Source organism: Cellulophaga fucicola, assembly GCF_900119145.1.
Taxonomy (GTDB): domain Bacteria; phylum Bacteroidota; class Bacteroidia; order Flavobacteriales; family Flavobacteriaceae; genus Cellulophaga; species Cellulophaga fucicola.
The window spans coordinates 476,812-494,918 of the sequence record NZ_FPIY01000001.1; the positions used below are offsets into that span (position 1 = coordinate 476,812).

20 protein-coding genes are annotated in these 18,107 nt (G+C 31.9%); 15 read left to right on the forward strand and 5 right to left on the reverse strand.

The features are described from left to right. Nucleotides 1–7 precede the first annotated feature (7 nt). The 10 genes from BT107_RS02070 to BT107_RS02115 all read left to right on the forward strand — a co-directional run bounded on the left by BT107_RS02070 (nt 8) and on the right by BT107_RS02115 (nt 9,153). On the forward strand, nt 8–2,173 hold the full coding sequence (locus tag BT107_RS02070) for a xanthine dehydrogenase family protein molybdopterin-binding subunit (RefSeq protein ID WP_072302090.1): 2,166 nt from the start codon (nt 8–10) through the stop codon (nt 2,171–2,173). 2 nt (nt 2,174–2,175) lie between these two features. After that, a complete protein-coding gene (locus BT107_RS02075; protein ID WP_072302091.1) occupies nt 2,176–2,421 on the forward strand; it encodes a MoaD/ThiS family protein in 246 nt (81 codons plus the stop codon). 25 nt (nt 2,422–2,446) lie between these two features. Beyond that, on the forward strand, nt 2,447–3,430 hold the full coding sequence (gene moaA / locus BT107_RS02080) for a GTP 3',8-cyclase MoaA (protein ID WP_072302092.1): 984 nt from the start codon (nt 2,447–2,449) through the stop codon (nt 3,428–3,430). Between the two features lie 30 nt (nt 3,431–3,460). After that, complete coding sequence (locus BT107_RS02085) at nt 3,461–4,051, forward strand: NTP transferase domain-containing protein (protein WP_072302093.1); 591 nt, start codon at nt 3,461–3,463, stop codon at nt 4,049–4,051. 22 nt (nt 4,052–4,073) lie between these two features. Then, nucleotides 4,074–5,135: a HesA/MoeB/ThiF family protein gene (locus BT107_RS02090; RefSeq protein WP_072302094.1), complete on the forward strand. Its 1,062-nt coding sequence runs from the start codon at nt 4,074–4,076 to the stop codon at nt 5,133–5,135. Further along, nucleotides 5,135–6,334 (forward strand): molybdopterin molybdotransferase MoeA, encoded by a 1,200-nt coding sequence (locus BT107_RS02095; protein WP_072302095.1) that lies wholly within the window; start codon nt 5,135–5,137, stop codon nt 6,332–6,334. The genes BT107_RS02090 and BT107_RS02095 overlap by 1 nt, the downstream gene beginning before the upstream one ends. Before the next feature lies 1 nt (nt 6,335). Next, nucleotides 6,336–7,346 carry an XdhC family protein gene (locus BT107_RS02100; RefSeq protein ID WP_072302096.1) on the forward strand — a complete coding sequence of 337 codons (1,011 nt, stop codon included), beginning with the start codon at nt 6,336–6,338 and terminating at the stop codon, nt 7,344–7,346. A gap of 9 nt (nt 7,347–7,355) precedes the next feature. Next, a complete protein-coding gene (locus BT107_RS02105) occupies nt 7,356–7,940 on the forward strand; it encodes a nucleotidyltransferase family protein (protein ID WP_072302097.1) in 585 nt (194 codons plus the stop codon). A gap of 113 nt (nt 7,941–8,053) precedes the next feature. Further along, complete coding sequence (locus BT107_RS02110; protein ID WP_072302098.1) at nt 8,054–8,542, forward strand: sigma-70 family RNA polymerase sigma factor; 489 nt, start codon at nt 8,054–8,056, stop codon at nt 8,540–8,542. Nucleotides 8,543–8,544: 2 nt separating this feature from the next. Beyond that, nucleotides 8,545–9,153 carry a hypothetical protein gene (locus BT107_RS02115; protein ID WP_072302099.1) on the forward strand — a complete coding sequence of 203 codons (609 nt, stop codon included), beginning with the start codon at nt 8,545–8,547 and terminating at the stop codon, nt 9,151–9,153. Between the two features lie 67 nt (nt 9,154–9,220). On the opposite strand, the gene BT107_RS02120 is transcribed toward BT107_RS02115, so the two are convergent. Further along, nucleotides 9,221–9,484 carry a heavy-metal-associated domain-containing protein gene (locus BT107_RS02120; RefSeq protein ID WP_072302100.1) on the reverse strand — a complete coding sequence of 88 codons (264 nt, stop codon included), beginning with the start codon at nt 9,482–9,484 and terminating at the stop codon, nt 9,221–9,223. Between the two features lie 163 nt (nt 9,485–9,647). On the opposite strand from BT107_RS02120, the gene BT107_RS02125 reads away from it, so the two are divergent. From BT107_RS02125 to BT107_RS02135, 3 genes are all read left to right on the forward strand, one after another. Then, nucleotides 9,648–10,220 (forward strand): uracil-DNA glycosylase family protein, encoded by a 573-nt coding sequence (locus tag BT107_RS02125; RefSeq protein ID WP_072302101.1) that lies wholly within the window; start codon nt 9,648–9,650, stop codon nt 10,218–10,220. 259 nt (nt 10,221–10,479) lie between these two features. Next, on the forward strand, nt 10,480–10,929 hold the full coding sequence (locus BT107_RS02130; protein WP_072302102.1) for a cold-shock protein: 450 nt from the start codon (nt 10,480–10,482) through the stop codon (nt 10,927–10,929). A 124-nt stretch (nt 10,930–11,053) separates the two neighbouring features. Beyond that, entirely contained in the window at nt 11,054–12,406 is a 1,353-nt protein-coding gene (locus BT107_RS02135) for a DEAD/DEAH box helicase (RefSeq protein ID WP_072302103.1), read from the forward strand. Between the two features lie 4 nt (nt 12,407–12,410). Here the strand turns inward: BT107_RS02135 and BT107_RS02140 are convergent, their stop codons facing one another. Continuing rightward, entirely contained in the window at nt 12,411–13,007 is a 597-nt protein-coding gene (locus BT107_RS02140) for an acyl carrier protein phosphodiesterase (RefSeq protein ID WP_072302104.1), read from the reverse strand. 95 nt (nt 13,008–13,102) lie between these two features. Between BT107_RS02140 and glmM the strand changes: the two genes are divergently transcribed. Further along, nucleotides 13,103–14,491 (forward strand): phosphoglucosamine mutase, encoded by a 1,389-nt coding sequence (gene glmM, locus BT107_RS02145; protein WP_072302105.1) that lies wholly within the window; start codon nt 13,103–13,105, stop codon nt 14,489–14,491. 56 nt (nt 14,492–14,547) lie between these two features. Here the strand turns inward: glmM and BT107_RS02150 are convergent, their stop codons facing one another. Then, nucleotides 14,548–15,435 (reverse strand): lysophospholipid acyltransferase family protein, encoded by an 888-nt coding sequence (locus tag BT107_RS02150; protein WP_072302106.1) that lies wholly within the window; start codon nt 15,433–15,435, stop codon nt 14,548–14,550. A gap of 58 nt (nt 15,436–15,493) precedes the next feature. Between BT107_RS02150 and BT107_RS02155 the strand changes: the two genes are divergently transcribed. Further along, complete coding sequence (locus BT107_RS02155; protein ID WP_072302107.1) at nt 15,494–16,141, forward strand: rhomboid family intramembrane serine protease; 648 nt, start codon at nt 15,494–15,496, stop codon at nt 16,139–16,141. Nucleotides 16,142–16,343: 202 nt separating this feature from the next. Here BT107_RS02155 and BT107_RS02160 read toward each other — a convergent pair whose 3' ends face one another. Continuing rightward, nucleotides 16,344–17,453: a TlpA disulfide reductase family protein gene (locus BT107_RS02160; RefSeq protein ID WP_072302108.1), complete on the reverse strand. Its 1,110-nt coding sequence runs from the start codon at nt 17,451–17,453 to the stop codon at nt 16,344–16,346. Between the two features lie 107 nt (nt 17,454–17,560). Continuing rightward, nucleotides 17,561–18,076: a hypothetical protein gene (locus BT107_RS02165; RefSeq protein WP_072302109.1), complete on the reverse strand. Its 516-nt coding sequence runs from the start codon at nt 18,074–18,076 to the stop codon at nt 17,561–17,563. Nucleotides 18,077–18,107: the final 31 nt, after the last annotated feature.

Here is an 18,107-nt window from a genome sequence, read left to right on the forward strand (position 1 = left end):
AACAACTATGTCAGATTCAAAAATAACATTTAGTAGAAGAAATTTTATAAGAACGTCGTCTTTAGCAAGTGGAGGATTATTAATTGGTTTTAATCTTTTTAACTCTTGTAAACCCAATGCCAAAGCACCTATAGATTTAGCAGACTTAGATTATAAAGATTTTAATGCATACATTAAAATAGCAGAAAACGGAGCAGTAACAATATTTTCTCCCAATCCAGAGATAGGGCAAGGTGTAAAAACCGCAATGCCTATGTTAATTGCAGAGGAATTAGATGTTGCTTGGAGTAATGTAAATGTTGTGCAAGGAGATTTAGATACTGTAAATTTTCAAAGGCAAGTGGCAGGTGGTAGTCAATCCATACGCTTAGGTTGGGAACCTCTACGCCAAACAGGTGCAACAGCTCGTCAAATGCTAGTAAATGCAGCAGCAGCTCGTTGGGGAGTAGATGCTTCTAATTGTACAACAAAAGATGGTATAATTACTAATACTAAAGGAGAGACTCTAGGTTACGGAGAAGTTGTAGCTGAAGCTGCAGCATTAGAAGTTCCAGAGAATGTTAGTGTAAAAGATCCAAAAGACTTTACTATAATTGGTACAGATGCAGTAAATGTAGATATAGATAAGATTATAACAGGTAAACCTTTATTTGGGTTAGATTATAAGGCAGAAGGTATGGTCTATGCAGCAGTTGTACGTTCTCCTGCTTTTGGTAAAAAACTTGTTTCTTTTGATGCTTCAGAGGCTAAAGCATCTGGTAACGTTATAGATGTTATTGAGTTTGATAATAAAATTGCTGTTTTAGCAAAAGATACTTGGTCTGCTTTTAAAGCAAAGAAAACTATTAAGGCAGAATGGAAAACAGATACAGAATTAGAGAGTACAGAAGACCACGATAAAATACTTAAAGAATTATTACAAGATAAAGAAGCTAAGGTATTACGAGAAGATGGTAATGTAGATAAAGCATTTGCAGAAGCAGATAAAATATTAGAACGTACATACGAAGCACCTTTTTTGCCACACAACTGTATGGAGCCTATGAACTTCTATGCTAATGTAACAGCAGATAAGATTCATTTGGTTGGTCCTATACAAACGCCACAACGTACAGCTGCTGTTATAGCAAGTAACTTAGGAAGAAAGGCAGAAGAAGTTCATTTAGAAATGACACGTATGGGTGGTGGCTTTGGTAGACGTTTGTATGGCGATTTTGCTATAGAGGCAGCAACCATATCTAACTTAGCTAAAAAGCCAATAAAGGTTGTGTACTCTAGAGAGGATGATATGACAGCTGGTATATACAGACCAGCATCTAAATATAAAATAAAGGCCTCTATAAAAGATGGAGAGATAACGGGGTATCATTTAAGAGAGGCTGCCGTAAATGGTAATATGTACGGACTAATTCCTAACTTTTTTCCGGCAGGTGCTATAGCTAATTATAAAGTTGATGCTGCTAATTACCAAAGTAAAATTACAACTGGTGCTTGGCGTGCACCGTATACAAACTTTTTGGCTTTTGCAGAGCAAAGTTTCTTTGATGAACTTGCAGATGAGTTAAAGTTAGATCGTGTGCAAATGAGATTAGATCTATTACAGAAAGTAAAGGGTACTACAGATGAAGAAATACAATATTCTCCAGAACGCTTAGAGAATGTTATAAAACTAGCCGTAGAGAAATCTAATTGGGGCAAAACTCCAGATACAATATACCAAGGTTTTTCTGCGTATTATTGTCATAACTCTCACGTTGCTGAGGTTGCAGATGTAGAAGTGGTTAATGGCTTACCTGTAGTTAAAAAAGTTACTTGTGTAATAGATTGTGGTATTGTAGTAAACCCAATAGGGGCAGAGAACCAAGCTCAAGGTGGTGTTGTAGATGGTATAGGTCATGCAATGTATGGCGACTTTGCTTTTAATAAAGGTGTGCCATCATCTAAAAACTTTGATACATATAGGCTAATAAGAATGAAAGAAGCTCCTATGGTAGAAACTCATTTTGTAGAAAACACTCTAGCGCCAACAGGTTTAGGAGAACCAACGTTACCACCAGCAGGCGCAGCTGTGGCAAATGCATTAAAAGCAGTAACAGGACATAGGTTTACACAACAACCCTTTACTAAAAATCCAGAGCATTTACGAGTTCAGAATAAAGAGATAATAGGTTAATTATGAAAGTTTTATTATTTGGAGTAACCAAAGATATTATTGGTTCTAGTATCTTAGATGTTTCTAACTTTACAACCAATACAGAAAAAACAGTAGGGGATTTACATACCTACTTACAAGAAGAATACCCGGAGTTAAAAAAACTATCATCTTTGGCTATTGCGGTAAATAGTGCTTATGCAGAACATAACATAACACTTAAAGATACAGATGAGGTTGCTTTAATACCACCAGTTAGTGGCGGATAATATTTTGACAAACCAAAGGAGAATAATGCTGATAGATAATCATAATAGAAAAATAAATTACTTACGCTTAGCTGTTACAGATAGATGCAATTTACGTTGCAACTACTGTATGCCGTCTGAGGGAATAGACTTTGCTAAAAACGATAAGCTTTTTACAATTGAAGAATTGGTAAAACTTAGCGAAATTGTGGTTTCTCAAGGTATAGATAAAATAAGAATTACTGGTGGTGAGCCTTTTGTACGTAAAGATCTAATGGTTTTGCTACGTAGGTTAGCTGTTTTAGATGGTTTAGATGATATTTCTATAACTACAAACGCAACACTAATTGGTCCGTATATTACCGAGTTAAAAGAACTTGGTATAACCAATATAAATGTAAGCTTAGATGCTATAACCAAAGAGACATTTAATAAAATAACGCGTAGAGATACGTATGATACTGTTTACAGTAATCTAATTAAGTTAATTTCTGAAGGTTTTAATGTTCGTATTAATTTTATTGCCTTAGACGGACAAAACACAGAGGATATAATTCCTATTTTAGAACTAATGAAACACTATAATGTTTCTATTCGGTTTCTAGAAGAAATGCCATTTAATGGTGGTTCTAAGGAATTTTCAACCATAAAGTGGGATTATAAAAGTATATTTAATCATATTAAAACAGCTTTCCCAGAGATCGAAAAATTAGAGTCGCCTGCTACATCAACTTCTATCAACTATAAAATTAAAGGACATAAAAGTACATTTGGTCTAATACCGTCTTTTAGTAGAACATTTTGTGGTTCTTGTAATAGATTGCGTATTTCTGCCACGGGAGATATAATTACGTGTCTGTATGCTAAACCTAGTGATAATTTAAGAGCTATTTTAAGAGAAGGCAATTCAGATGATGCAGTTAAGGAACAGATTTTAAAAGCTGTGGGCAGTAGAGCAAAAACAGGATTTGAAGCGCAGAAGAAATATGATGGTGTTTTTAGCAACTCTATGACTTCTATTGGCGGTTAAGTTTGTAATTTTAACCTAAAAACAACTCTTTTGGAAAAAACAAAAATATACGGATTAGTACTTTCTGGTGGTAAAAGCACTAGAATGGGTACTGATAAAGGGTCTATTGTATATCATTCTATACCACAACGAGACCATTTATATAATTTATTAAATACTGTTTGCGATAGTACTTTTTACAGTATTAGAGAAGATCAAAAAAATGAATTTTCTAATGAAGCAAATGTTATCGTAGACGAAAACAAATTTAGAGGTCCATACAATGGTTTATTAAGTGCGTACAATTATAATACTAATGTAGCTTGGTTAGTTGTTGCTTGCGATTTACCATTGCTAGATAAAGAAGCTCTGCAACAATTAATAGAAGAAAGAGATAGTACTAAATTAGCAACTGCTTTTGCAACTAGTGAGAGTAAATTACCAGAACCATTGTGTGCTATTTGGGAACCAGAAGCATTACAGCAATCTGTAGCATATTTAAACGCAGGAAATGGAAGCTGTCCGCGTAAATTCTTGATTAATTCTGATGCTAAATTAGCATATCCAGAACAAGATAAAGTATTGCTTAATGCTAATTCTGTTCAAGAGTATGAAGATGCAATACAAAAGATAAAACAATAACAACAAAGTAGTTTTAATTTATATGAAGAGGTACGTAAGACAAACCGTTTTAAAAGAGTTTGGTTTAGCTGCACAAGAAAAATTGTCTAAAGCAAAGGTTTTAGTTATTGGTGTTGGTGGTTTAGGCATTCCTGTTTTACAATATTTAAACGCAATGGGTGTTGGTACTTTGGGTTTGGTAGAAGCAGATACTATAGATATTACCAATTTACAACGTCAAGTGTTGTATACAGAAGCTGAGGTTGGTGCGTCTAAATTGGCAACTGCCATACAGAAATTAAAAGCACAAAACAGCACAACACTATTTAAACAATACAATACGTTTTTAACAAAAGAGAATGTCTTAGATATAGTTTCTGGTTTTGATGTTGTTGTAGATGCATCAGATAATTTTGCGACTAGATATTTAGTAAATGATGCTTGCGTTATTTTAAATAAACCTTTTGTTTCGGGAGCAATACAAGGTTTTGAAGGTCAGTTAAGTGTTTTTAATTACAAAGGCGGACCAACGTACCGTTGTTTGTTTCCTAATATGCCATCTGCTAATGAAATACCTAATTGCAACGACAATGGCGTTTTAGGTGTGGTTCCTGGAATTATTGGTAATTTACAAGCTTTAGAAACCGTAAAGTTATTAACCGGAATTGGAGAGGTGCTGTCGGGTGAATTACTGCTATTTAACGGCTTGCAACAAACATATAACAAAATAAAGTTTACATCTGTAAAAGAAAATTTAGAGCGTACAGTTTTAGAAGATTCGTATGGCGATAATGGTTGTTCGCTAGGATCATCAATAGACATTCAAGACTTTAAAAAAATAGTCAACACAGATGCTAGTTTTCAACTGGTAGATGTGCGTACTATAGAAGAGTACAATACATATCATATTCCAAATTCTACACATATACCTTTAACAGAACTTGGTTTTCATCATTCTAAAATAGAAAAAGAAACAACAGTTTATGTTATTTGTCAGTCTGGTAAGCGTAGTAAAATGGCTCAGAATCGATTAGAAGAAAATAATATTAGTGTTATAAATGTAGAGGGTGGTATTAACGCCTACAGAAGTTTAGAAACAGTATAATGATAACATTTAAAGAAGCATACGCCAAAGTTTTAGAACATACAGTAGATTATGGTACAGAACAAGTATCTTTAAAAGATGCTGTAGGTAGAGTTTTAGCTGTTGATGTTAAATCTGATAGAGATTTTCCGCCATTTAATAGAGCTACAAAAGATGGTATAGCATTGTCTTTTTCGGCTATTAAAAATGGTCAAGATTCATTTAAGATTGAAGCTGTAATACCAGCTGGTAACCCTACCATAGAGTTAAAAGAGACTACTTCTTGTGTAGAGATTATGACAGGAGCAGTTGTGCCAAACAGTACAGATGTTGTTGTAATGTACGAGGATATTAGTATAGAGAATGGTATTGCAAAACTGCAAAAAGTACCAACACAAGGTCAAAACATACATTTAAAGGGTAGCGACGAAGTTAAAGGAGCTGTTGTGCTACATAAGAACACACTAATTACTGCTGCAGAAATAGGCGTATTATCTGCTGTTGGATCTGCAGAAGTCTTAGTTAAAAAGTTACCTAAAATAACAACTATAGCAACGGGTAACGAGTTGGTAGAGGTTACAGAAGTTCCTTTACCACACCAAATACGTAAATCTAATATAAATTCTTTGTGTGCTGCTTTGTTAGAAGAGCATATTGTTGCAAAGTCATTGCATTTAAAAGACAGTAAAGAGGCTATTAAAGAGGCTTTAGAAGTTGCTTTACAAAATAATGACGTATTGTTGTTAAGTGGAGGTGTAAGTAAAGGTAAGTTCGATTTTTTACCAGTTGTATTAGAAGAGTTGGGTGTAGAAAAAGTGTTTCATAAAGTATTGCAACGACCAGGGAAACCTTTTTGGTTTGGTATACATAAAAAAACAAATACTGTTATATTTTCGTTTCCTGGCAACCCAGCGTCTACATTTGCCAATTACCATATCTATTTTAAAGATTGGCTTACAGAGTCGTTAGAGCTACCGGTAACCGCAAATTTGGTTGTTTTAAATGAAAATGTAGAAAATAAAGGTACGTTAACATTGTTTTTACGTGTAAAAATTACATTTGAAAACGGAAAATTAATAGCGAACAGAATAAAAGAAAATGGTTCAGGAGATTTAACTAGTCTTGCAAATTGTGATGGCTTTATTAAAGTTGCTCCAAACCAAAATACATATTTAAAGGGAGATACAATACCTTTTATAAAAACAAGAAGAGTTTTATAAGATGACACATGAATTAAAGAAAATACTAACTGCTTTTACTATTGCCAAAGAACAAGGTAAAAAAGCTGTATTGGCTACTGTTGTTGCTTTAGATGGTTCGTCTTATAGGCGTCCTGGAGTTCGTATGCTTATTTTGGATAGTGGTGAAACTATTGGCGCTGTTAGTGGTGGTTGTGTAGAAAAGGAAGTAATAAGACAAGCAGATTCAGTTTTTAAAACAAACATTGCAAAAGTAATGACGTATGATGGTCGTTATAGATTGGGGTGCGAGGGTATTTTATATATATTAATTGAAACTTTTAATCCGTCTACTGACTTTGTAACTACATTTTGGAGTACAATAAAAAACAGGACTAATTTTAGTGTTTCATCTTATTACGAGAAAAAAGATGCTAAAAACTTAAGTTATGGCTCTATTTTTACTTTTTTAGACGAAAAAATAGCAGTTTCTAATAGTTTTACTAAAAATGACGAGTTGCCAATATTTAATCAAAACTTAGAACCTTGTTTTAGATTACTTGTGGTTGGTGCAGAACATGATGCAGTACAATTAACTTCTTATGCCGCTTTAACAGGCTGGGAGGTTACGGTATGTACAATACCAAATGAAGAAAAACAATTGTCAGATTTTCCTGGAGCAGAAATTTTACAAGTAACTACACCAGAAAATTTAGATGTTTCTGCTATAGATAAGCAAACAGCAGTAGTATTAATGACGCACAGTTATGTTAAAGACTTGCAATATTTGTTAACTTTAAAAAATACAAATCCGGTTTATCTAGGTTTGTTAGGCCCGGCAACTAGAAGAGAAAAATTGTTAAACGAGTTTATAGAGCATTATCCAGAGGTTACAGAAGAGTTTTTAGATGTAATTCACGGTCCAGCCGGATTAAATATTGGAGCAGAAACTCCACAAGAAATTTCTATTGCAATTGTTGCAGAAATTTTGACAGTTATAAGAAAAAGAGAACCTATACAATTAAAAGATAAAATAGGAAAAATACACAACTAAATACAACCAATGAAAATAGCCAACCTTATTTTAGCAGCAGGATCTTCAAGCAGAATGCAGAGTACCAAACAAGTATTACCTTGGAGAAACACAACTCTTTTAGAAAATGCTCTTCAACAAGCAGAAAACACTGCTTTGTTAGATGTTTATTTGGTTTTAGGCGCAAATGTAGAAGAAATTAGGAGTAAAATAGATTTAAAAAAAGAGAATGTTTTTCTAAATTTAGATTGGAAAAAAGGACTTGGGAGTTCTATTGCTTGTGGTGTTACAGAATTAGAGAAGTTGCCCGAAGAGTATAATGCTGTATTAATAACATTGGCAGATCAGCCCTTAATAGATAGTGCTTACTTAACTAAAATGGTAAGTTTATTTTCTACATCAATAAGTACAATTGTTGCTACTAATTACGGAGATAGAGTAGGAGTTCCTGCTATTTTTGATGCTACTTACTTTTCAGAATTAAAAGAACTAGGTCAAGATTATGGAGCAAAAGAGGTTTTAATAAAGTACGCAGAGGAAATTGTAATGGTAGAACCTAACGGTAAAGAAATAGATATAGATACCAAAGAAGATTATAGTAATTTGATAAAATAATAATAAAATATAGCAGTAAACAAAGGCCTCTATTAAAAATAGGGGTTTTTTTATGCTCAAAAGTGTGATTTTTTTAAAGTATCTTATACTAATGCTATAAATAGAAGTTAAGTATGACCAAAGAAGAAAAATTTGTAGAACTAATACAAAATAATCAAGGTCTAATTTTTAAGATTACAACTGTATACACTACTAATAAAACTGATCAACAAGATCTGTATCAAGATATAGTATACCAACTTTGGAAATCTTTTGATGGTTTTAAAAACCAATCTAAAATTAGTACTTGGATGTATAGAGTAGCATTAAATACAGCTTTAACTAGACTTAAAAAGAAAATTAAAGCACCTAAGAGCATAGCTATAGAAAAGGTTGTATTGCAACAGACGGAAAATTATGACCCTGTTTTTGAAGAACGATTGAAAATGGTGTATGCGCAAATACAACAGTTAAACGTATTAGAGAAAGCACTTATGTTATTACTGTTAGAAGGTAAACAATATGATGAGATAGCAGAAATAGTAGGTATTACAGCAAGTAATGTTGGAACTAAAATTTCTAGAATTAAGCAAAAAATGAAAAATAATATTTTAAATAAATAATTATGGATATTGAAGAGATGCAAGCCATATGGTCACAAATAGGTCAAGATTTAGAAAAGCAAAAGAAAATTACAAACACATTAGTTATGAAAATGACACAAGAGCGTTACGCAAATAAATTCAGCAAGCTAGCAACGTATGAAACATTAGGAGCATTTATTTGCTTTATTACAGCTTTGGTAATTTTATTAAATTTTAATAAGTTAGATACTTGGTACTTAGTTTTGTGTGGAGCCCTTTTAACAGGATATTTTATAACGTTACCTGCTTTAGTATTAAAGTCTTTATACACTATTAAAGCTATAAAAATAGATGTAACTAGTTATGCCGTAACAGTAAAAAAATATGTAAAAGCAAAAAATAAATTAATGCTTGTACAGCAATTAGGAGTTTATTTAAATTTTGTTGCTTTATTATTGGTAATTCCTGTTTTTTCAAAATTATTTAAAAATAAGGATGTTTTTGTAACGCCAAATACCATTTGGTATTGGTTGTTGCCAGTTTTGGTAATATTAATGGTTTTAGTGTCTAGATGGGGGTATAACTGTTATAAAAAGATAACAAACTCGGCAGAAAACTTACTAAAAGAACTAGAAGACATAGAGGTTTAGTTTAAAGCATTAAAAAAAGGCTGTCTATTTAAAATAGACAGCCTTTTTTGTTTTATAAGTTTTTTACTTATAACTGAAACAATCCACCTTTAGGAATGGCGTGAAAACCAGTTGGTTTAACTGCATTTTCAATTTTTTCTATTTCTACTATTGCATTAGTGTGTACTGTAAGTTCTGCAGGGAAAACATCAGCATTTACTAATACATCTTTAATACCATCAACAGTAAGTATAGCTTCTACTACTATAGCAATTTCTGCTTGTTCTTTGGCGTTTGTACCAAATACTTTACCATGATTTCCAGGTATTACATTTTCAGAAAGTAAACTCATTTTTATATGTTTTATAGTGTGTATATGTACTTTTAATAAAAAACAAAATTAAAAATTAATATGTGTAACCTCTAATTTAAAAGGTTAAAAACATTAAATGTTAGCATACTTGTAGATTAAGACTATAATTTATCCTAAATTTAGAATTCTACCTTTCTATGCGATGGAAAAACTTTTTGAGAAAATTAAAGACTGTACAGTATGTAGTGCTAAATTACAATTTGGGCCACGGCCAATTGTTAGTGCCTCTAAAACTAGTAAAATAGTTATTATTGGTCAGGCTCCAGGTAGCGTTGTACACAAAACAGGAATTCCTTGGAACGATAAAAGCGGTGAGAATTTAAGAAAATGGATGGGTATTTCTAAAGACGATTTTTACAATCCCCAAAAAGTAGCTATAATACCTATGGGGTTTTGTTATCCCGGAAAAGGAAAAACAGGAGATTTACCACCAACAAAAGAATGTGCACCCTTATGGCACAAACATATTTTAGACGAGATAGATTCGGTTAGCTTAGTTTTATTAATAGGTTCTTATGCGCAATCTTATTATTTAGATAAAAAGGCAGAGAGAACTTTAACACAAACAGTAAAAAATTATCGTAATTATTTACCAAATTATATGGTGTTACCACACCCATCTCCTAGAAATAATATATGGCAAGCAAAGAACAAATGGTTTGCAGAAGAGGTGTTGCCAGTACTAAAGAAAAGGGTTAAAAGCATTCTTAAGTAGTATATAAAAGAAGCTAAAACCATTAGTTATCAAAAAATTAACTTTGAATTTAGATGTAAATACTATTTTATATTTTAAAATTTGTATATTTGTAGCCTAAAGAAAAAGTTTAAATACACAACAAGTGGTCCCTATAAATCCTGACTCTAGATCTTTTTAGACAGGTTAATTAATAAAAGTCGCCCCTCTACGTATTTACTCAATTCCTTTTTAAAGAGCTAAATAGGCTAAGTACAATTCTAAAAAATAGTAAATTTTAATGGCGAGATCGCAACAGACATTCGGTAAAAAAGAAAAAGAAAAGAAACGTTTAAAAAAACGTGAAGAAAAAGCAAAACGTAAAGTAGAAAGAAAAGCCAACTCTAAAGGTGGTGAATTTGAAGATATGCTTGCTTATGTTGATGAAAATGGACATCTTACCGATACTCCACCAGATCCAACCAAAAAAGTTAAAGTAGACGCTGAAAGTATTGTAATTGGTATTCCTAAGAAGGAAGAAATGGAAGAAGAAGATCCAGTAAGACAAGGAAAGGTATCTTTCTTTGATACTTCTAAAGGCTTCGGATTCATTATTGATGCAGAAAATAACGAAAAGTATTTTGTTCACGTTAGTGGATTAGTTGATGAAATCGCAGAAAACGACAAAGTTAGCTATGAACTAGAAAGAGGTATGAAAGGAATGAATGCCGTACGTGTAAAAAGAGTATAATACAATAACTACTATTGTATACAAAAGCGGTCATATTTTAGTATGACCGTTTTTTTTATGTAAAACTAATTCTAGAGTTTATAACTACTAGAAATATCTTGTAACTTTGCCCAAAATATTATAAATGGAATCTTTTTCTGAATTTAATCTTAAAAAACAACTGCATTACGCAATTGATGATTTAGGTTTTTCTACCCCAACCCCAATACAGCAAGGTGCTTATCCTGTAATTTTATCTGGTAAGGATATGATTGGTATTGCGCAAACAGGTACAGGAAAAACTTTTGCTTATATGTTACCTATTTTACAAGATTTAGAATATTCTAAACAAAAAAATCCAAGAGTATTAATATTAGTACCAACAAGAGAACTTGTTTTACAAGTAGTAGAACAAATTAATAGTTTTGGTAAGTACATAAACACAAGAGTAATTGGTGTTTATGGGGGTACAAATATGAACACACAAGCACAAATGGTATCTAAAGGTTCAGATATTATTGTTGCTACACCAGGTCGTTTATACGATCTTGTTTTATCTAGAGCATTACAATTAAAATCTATAAAAAAGTTAGTTATAGATGAAGTAGATGTAATGTTAGATTTAGGTTTCCGTTTTCAGATTACCAATATTTTTGAGCTGTTACCTACACGTAGACAAAACATTATGTTTTCTGCTACAATGACAGACGATGTAGAAGTTTTAATTAATGATTTCTTTATTAATCCAGAAAAGGTATCTATTGCTATTAGTGGTACGCCACTAGATAATATACATCAAAAAGCATACGCTGTTCCAAACTTTTATACAAAGGCTAACTTGCTAGTTCATTTGTTAAAAGATGAAAAAACATATAAAAAAGTATTGGTTTTTGTAGCAAACAAACGTTTTGCAGATCGTCTATTTAAATCTTTAGATGAAATTTTTGCGGAAGAATTATGTGTTATTCACTCTAATAAAACGCAAAACTATAGAATACGTTCTATTAATCAGTTTGATGAAGGTAAAAACCGAATCTTAGTGACAACAGACGTTATGGCTCGTGGTTTGGATTTAGACAAAATATCTCACGTAATTAATTTTGACACACCTACTTTTCCTGAAAACTACATGCACCGTATTGGTAGAACAGGTAGAGCAGAAGAGCAAGGTAATTCTATCTTATTTTATACAGAGAAAGAAGAACAGTATAAAGATGCTATAGAGGAACTAATGGATTATAATATTCCGGCATTAGAGATTCCAGAAACAGTAGAGATATCTAAAGAATTAATACCAGAAGAGCGTACTGTAATTTTAGAGCATCATAACCCTATTAATGTAAACGCAGAAGAAAGAGGAGCTAGTTTTCATGAAAAGAAAGAGAAAAACCAAAAGGTAAACAAAGGTGGTTCTTATAAGTTCGAGATTGCTAGAAAATACAAAAAACCTAAAACTAAAGGAGACAAGAACTATAATAAACGTAATAAGAAAAAGTAATAATTTACTCTTCTTTCAATAAGGAAATATACTTTTGCTTTGCAAAGGTTGTTAATTCATCAAAAAAGGAAGTAAACTCTTTTTCAAACTCATCGTAATGTTCTTTTAAATCTATAATAGCAAAATTCATTTTAGATTTATTTTTAGTACGTCTATTCATTCCGTCTAAAACCTTAGAAATACCAGTAAGACTGGCGTAACTTAGTATCCAGTTATCAGCTATCATATACGGCATCATATGCTTTGTATTATCTGGTAAAATAGGGAAGTTGTCTTCTAATAGATCGTAAAAGTTATCTACAAAAACATCTAAAGGAGTGTCCGAGTATGTGCTCCAGTTTTTAGCTAAGAAATGATCGTAAAAAATATCTACAATTACACCACTATAATGCCCGTAATTTTCGTGTAGTTTTTTTGTGCTTTTACGTACCGTTTTATGTGCATCTGTAAAAGTGTCTATGTGTCTATGCAGCGTAATACCTTTTTGTATGTTTTTAGGCAAGTGTTTAAACTTATTGCCTCTAATACTATCGGCAATAAAATTTCCTATGGTTATTTCATCGTTATCAAAAGAAAGGTAAATGTGCGCAAGAAAATTCATAAATCGATATTAGTATTCTTAAAATCGAATTTACAAATTCAAAACCTAAGAATTGCTTCTGTACATGTATATTTGTAAAAACTTTTATAATATATATGACACTAATCAAATCCATTTCAGGAATACGAGGAACAATAGGAGGTAAGCCTTCAGAAAACTTAACACCTTTAGATGCAGTAAAATTTGCAGCAGCTTACGGTATTTGGTTAAAAGAGTACTCTAAAAAAGAAAAATTAAAAGTTGTAATTGGTCGTGACGCTAGATTATCTGGAGAAATGATTCAGAATATCGTAGTTTCTACTTTAGTTGGTTTAGGAATAGATGTTATAGATTTAGATTTGTCTACAACACCAACCGTAGAAATTGCTGTGCCTTTAGAAGCAGCAGACGGTGGTATTATACTAACTGCTAGTCATAACCCAAAACAATGGAATGCATTAAAACTTTTAAATGAAAAAGGAGAATTTTTAGATGCAGAACAAGGAGCAAAAATATTAGCTATTGCAGATAAAGAAGAATTTGTGTTTTCTGAGGTAGATGACTTAGGAACAATACTTAGAAATGATTCTTATATAGATATACATATTGATGAAGTTTTAAACTTATCATTAGTAGATAAAGAAGTAATAAAAGCAGCTAAATTTAAGGTAGTTGTAGATGGTGTAAACTCTACGGGAGGTATTGCTATACCAAAGTTATTAGAAGAATTAGGTGTAGAAGTTGTAAAGCTTTATTGTGAGCCTACAGGTCATTTTCCGCATAACCCAGAGCCCTTAAAAGAACACTTAGGAGACATTAGTGCTTTAGTTATTAAAGAAAAAGCAGATTTTGGTATTGTTGTAGATCCAGATGTAGACCGTTTGGCGTTTATTAGCAATGATGGCGAAATGTTTGGAGAAGAGTATACATTGGTTGCTTGTGCAGATTACGTTTTAGGTAAAACTAAAGGAAACACAGTATCTAACTTATCTTCTTCTAGAGCGCTTAGAGATATAACAGAAAAACACGGTGGTACATACGAGGCTGCTGCAGTAGGAGAAGTAAACGTAGTTACTAAAATGAAAGCTACTAATGCAGTTATTGGAGGTGAAGGTAATGGTGGTATTATTTATCCAGAAAGTCACTATGGTAGAGATTCTTTAGTAGGTTCTGCTTTGTTTTTAATGCTTATGGCAGAAAAAGGAGGTACAGTTGCAGAATTAAGAGCAAGTTACCCAAGTTACTTTATGAGCAAAAAGAAAATACAACTAACACCAGGATTAGATGTTGATGGTATTTTAGTTGCTATGGCAGATAAATATAAAGATGAAGAAATATCTACCATAGATGGTGTAAAGATAGATTTTGCTGAAAACTGGGTGCATTTACGTAAATCTAACACAGAACCAATTATTAGAATTTATACAGAAGCTAAAAGTCAGGCTGAAGCAGATAAGTTAGCAGATCGTGTTATATCAGAAATTAAAGAAGTGGCAGGTTTATAAGTTATAAACCGCTTTAGAATAAAAAAACTCATTGCTTTTAAAAGCAATGAGTTTTTTTATTTATTAAACTTAGGAGTTTTACCTGCGTGTTTCCAGCGTTTATGTGTCCATAAATAATACTCAGGCTTTTCTCTAATTTGTTCTTCTGTAAGCCTTAAAAATTCTTTTGTAATGTAGTTTTTTTCAGTTTCTTTACCAGCTAATGTAATTGGTATAAACTCCGCGTTATAATATCCTCTTTTTACTTTGCTAACTTTTATAAATACAACAGCAAGGTCTAATTTTCTGGCTAAAATTTCGGCACCATTATGTATAGGTACATTTAGTCCCATAAAGTTGTTCCAATACATTGCTTTAGAATATTGGGGAGATTGGTCGCTAACCATACCATACACAGACCTAACTCCATTTTTCTCGTTTCTAATAACGGTTTTTACAGTATCTTTTTGGGTAATAGGTGTTGTGTTCCATCTAGAACGAACATTTTTAATCCATTTATCAAAATACTTATTTCCTATTTTTTGGTATACAGCATAACCTTTTGTATCTAATATATTGTTAATACTTACATTCCACTCCCAATTGGCATAATGTGCACAAACTAATAAAATACTTTTTTCTTTTTCTATAGCTTTTAACTCTTCAATATTTACAACATTAAATCTTTTTTTAACAGCTGCTTTAGATAAGCTCATAGTTTTAACCATTTCCATAAACATATCACACATATGTTTAAAAAAATTAGCACGTATTACTTTTAATTCGTTTTCTGTTTTGTTAGGGAAAGTAAGTTTTAAGTTGTCTAAAACTACTTTTTTACGGTAGCCAACCACGTGGTATACTAAAAAGTACATCACATTAGAAACCCCATAAAACAAAGTATATGGAAGAATAGAAACAATCCAAAGAATTGGATACACTAAAATAAAAACTAGTAACTGCATTAAGAATAAAATTATGCAAATATAGTTATATTTGAAGCTAAACTACAGCAGTTAAAAAATGAATTTACACCCAGTAACAATAGTCCTAATAGCATTGAATATTATAGTAACTCTAAAGGGTTTAAATGATACTTCTTTTTTTGAACGTTATAAATTTAGTATTGGCGGTATAAAAGCGGGTCAAAAAGACAGGATGTTTACTTCTGGTTTTCTACACGTAGACATCTCTCATATATTCTTTAATATGTTTACGCTTTATTTCTTTGCTAACGTAGTAATATCGTACCTAGGACCAGTAAACTTTGTACTTATATATTTAATAAGTTTAGTTGCTGGTAGTTTACTGGCTTTATTTTTTCATAAAGATGAACCTTACTATAGTGCTGTAGGAGCCAGTGGTGCAGTGACAGGAATTTTATATGCAGCTATTTTACTAGAACCAAATATGCGTTTGGGTATTATGTTTATTCCTATACCATTGCCGGCATATGTATTAGGTATTGGTTATTTACTGTATTCTATTTATGGTATGAAAAAGAGAATAGGTAATATTGGGCACACAGCACATTTTGGAGGAGCTATTGGTGGTTATGTTACCACAATACTTTTTAAGCCAGATTTATTAATTACAGATACTTTGGTTGTAGCATTACTAGCTATACCTATAATAGTATTGTTTATTTTAGCTAAACTAGGTAAGTTATAAACGCATCTAAGGTTTTTAAAAGGAGAAGTAAAAACCTTAGAACTTCTACAAGAAAATGTAGTTATAAATATATATATAGAACTTTTACAGAAGCAGTTAGTAATTATAGAGATGCTAGAAAGAAGTTCTAATTTTAAGTTTCAAAATATAAAAAAAGCCCTGAACTTAATTAAGTTCAGGGCTTTTTTGTAGGTCTAATAGACTATTGTAGTAACTCAGCTATTTTAGTTTCTAAGTCATCTCCTCTTAAGTTTTTTGCAATAATAATACCATTTTCATCTAAGATAAAAGTAGATGGTATAGATGTTACATTGTATAACTTAGCAACTTGTTGTACATCTTTAGCATTGTAAACGTGATTCCAAGTTAAACCATCTTCTTCAATAGCTTTTTTCCAATCATCAGCAGTTCTGTCTAAAGAAACACCAACAATGTTTAAACCTTTGTCGTGGTACTTATTGTATACTTTTACAACATTAGGATTTTCGTTTCTACAAGGAACACACCAAGCAGCCCAGAAATCTATAATTGTTACTTTACCTAAAGCATCTTTTAAAGCTAAATTTTTACCTTCTAAATTAGGCGCAGAAAACTCAGGAGCTTTAGCACCAATAGTTGTAGCCTTAGTTTTTTCTAAAACTTCTAAAATGGCTTTAACAGCTTTTGTTTTTTTAACATCATCAGACAAACCATTTAAAAGCTCATAAATTTCTTTTTCTCCTAAAACTTTATTGGCAAACAACCTACTAACAATCATTCCAGATATAACAGCATTAGGGTTTTCTTTAACAAAACTAATTTCGTAATCTTTGCCTTCTTCTTGTATTTCCTTTATTTCATCTTTTAAAGCTTTTACAGTAGCAGTATCTCTTGCCATAGAAGCTTTTTGGTAATCTGCTTGTATAGATTGTACTTTCTCGCCTATTTTTTTAGAGCCTTCTATAAAGTTAGTAAATGCATCGTTCTGTAATGTTCCAGAAACAACAACATTTCTTATACTGTCTTTATGTGCAGATATTTCTATTGTTCCTTCTTCAGGGAAAAACATCATATTACCTCTAACTTTATCAATAAAAACATAATAAGGATCTAATGTTGCAGGCGTAGCTGTGTTAAAAACAAACTTACCATCCTTAATAGCTACAGTATCTATTTCTACAGCAGAATTTTTTTCTCCCGCAGTTTTTAAAAATACTTTTGTACCATCTGCAATTTCGCCTCTAAGGGTACCATTTACAACAAATGTATCTGCTTTTTCTCCACAAGCTACTGCTAATACAGCAATAGTAAGTGTAACTAGTAATTTTTTCATTCTTTGTTTTTATTTTTTAGATTTACAAATGTAGGCAAACTAAAAGTCATAAAAAAAGCCCTTAACATTTTGTATAGTTAAGAGCTTTTATTGTTTTTATTTCTAGTTTAAAACTTGTAACGTAAGCCTAGAGCTATGTCAAAATCAAAATTATCGCTAAAATGTTTGTAACCAGTTAAACCTATTTCTGGTCTAATATCTAAAGAAACAAGCAAAGGAAAATCAAAATTATACTCTATACCAACATCACCAGCAGCAAAAATAAATAAGCCTCCATCTGGCTCTCTTATATCTGTTGGGTCGTTAGGGTTTGCTATTGGTTCAAAATCTACACTACCAAAACCAGCACCAGCACCATAATACCAGTTAAAGCCATTGTCTATTTCAAAAACCCATTGGTGAATACCAGAGATTTTAAAAGAGTCGTAGCTTTTACTATCTCTCCAACCTAAATTGGCTTCTAAACGTGTATATCTTGTTAGACTTTTTTGGTACGATAATTCGGCTCCAAAACCATTACTATCTCCCAGTCTTAAACCACCAGTATGCTCTGCTAAATCTTGAGCACTAATTGTTGCGGTTATTAAAAAAATAAAAAATGGAATTACTTTTAAGATTTTCATAATACTATTAATTTTGTTGTAAAAATATGAT

Bases quoted from the DNA above. Each gene is read 5' to 3' on its own strand.
- moaA (WP_072302092.1), top strand. From the start codon at position 2,447: ATGCTGATAGATAATCATAATAGAAAAATAAATTACTTACGCTTAGCT.
- BT107_RS02115 (WP_072302099.1), top strand. From the start codon at position 8,545: ATGGATATTGAAGAGATGCAAGCCATATGGTCACAAATAGGTCAAGAT.
- BT107_RS02100 (WP_072302096.1), top strand. From the start codon at position 6,336: ATGACACATGAATTAAAGAAAATACTAACTGCTTTTACTATTGCCAAA.
- BT107_RS02110 (WP_072302098.1), top strand. From the start codon at position 8,054: ATGACCAAAGAAGAAAAATTTGTAGAACTAATACAAAATAATCAAGGT.
- BT107_RS02120 (WP_072302100.1), bottom strand. From the start codon at position 9,484: ATGAGTTTACTTTCTGAAAATGTAATACCTGGAAATCATGGTAAAGTA.
- BT107_RS02070 (WP_072302090.1), top strand. From the start codon at position 8: ATGTCAGATTCAAAAATAACATTTAGTAGAAGAAATTTTATAAGAACG.
- BT107_RS02140 (WP_072302104.1), bottom strand. From the start codon at position 13,007: ATGAATTTTCTTGCGCACATTTACCTTTCTTTTGATAACGATGAAATA.
- glmM (WP_072302105.1), top strand. From the start codon at position 13,103: ATGACACTAATCAAATCCATTTCAGGAATACGAGGAACAATAGGAGGT.
- BT107_RS02090 (WP_072302094.1), top strand. From the start codon at position 4,074: ATGAAGAGGTACGTAAGACAAACCGTTTTAAAAGAGTTTGGTTTAGCT.
- BT107_RS02130 (WP_072302102.1), top strand. From the start codon at position 10,480: ATGGCGAGATCGCAACAGACATTCGGTAAAAAAGAAAAAGAAAAGAAA.
- BT107_RS02135 (WP_072302103.1), top strand. From the start codon at position 11,054: ATGGAATCTTTTTCTGAATTTAATCTTAAAAAACAACTGCATTACGCA.
- BT107_RS02160 (WP_072302108.1), bottom strand. From the start codon at position 17,453: ATGAAAAAATTACTAGTTACACTTACTATTGCTGTATTAGCAGTAGCT.
- BT107_RS02125 (WP_072302101.1), top strand. From the start codon at position 9,648: ATGGAAAAACTTTTTGAGAAAATTAAAGACTGTACAGTATGTAGTGCT.
- BT107_RS02165 (WP_072302109.1), bottom strand. From the start codon at position 18,076: ATGAAAATCTTAAAAGTAATTCCATTTTTTATTTTTTTAATAACCGCA.
- BT107_RS02105 (WP_072302097.1), top strand. From the start codon at position 7,356: ATGAAAATAGCCAACCTTATTTTAGCAGCAGGATCTTCAAGCAGAATG.
- BT107_RS02150 (WP_072302106.1), bottom strand. From the start codon at position 15,435: ATGCAGTTACTAGTTTTTATTTTAGTGTATCCAATTCTTTGGATTGTT.
- BT107_RS02075 (WP_072302091.1), top strand. From the start codon at position 2,176: ATGAAAGTTTTATTATTTGGAGTAACCAAAGATATTATTGGTTCTAGT.
- BT107_RS02095 (WP_072302095.1), top strand. From the start codon at position 5,135: ATGATAACATTTAAAGAAGCATACGCCAAAGTTTTAGAACATACAGTA.
- BT107_RS02155 (WP_072302107.1), top strand. From the start codon at position 15,494: ATGAATTTACACCCAGTAACAATAGTCCTAATAGCATTGAATATTATA.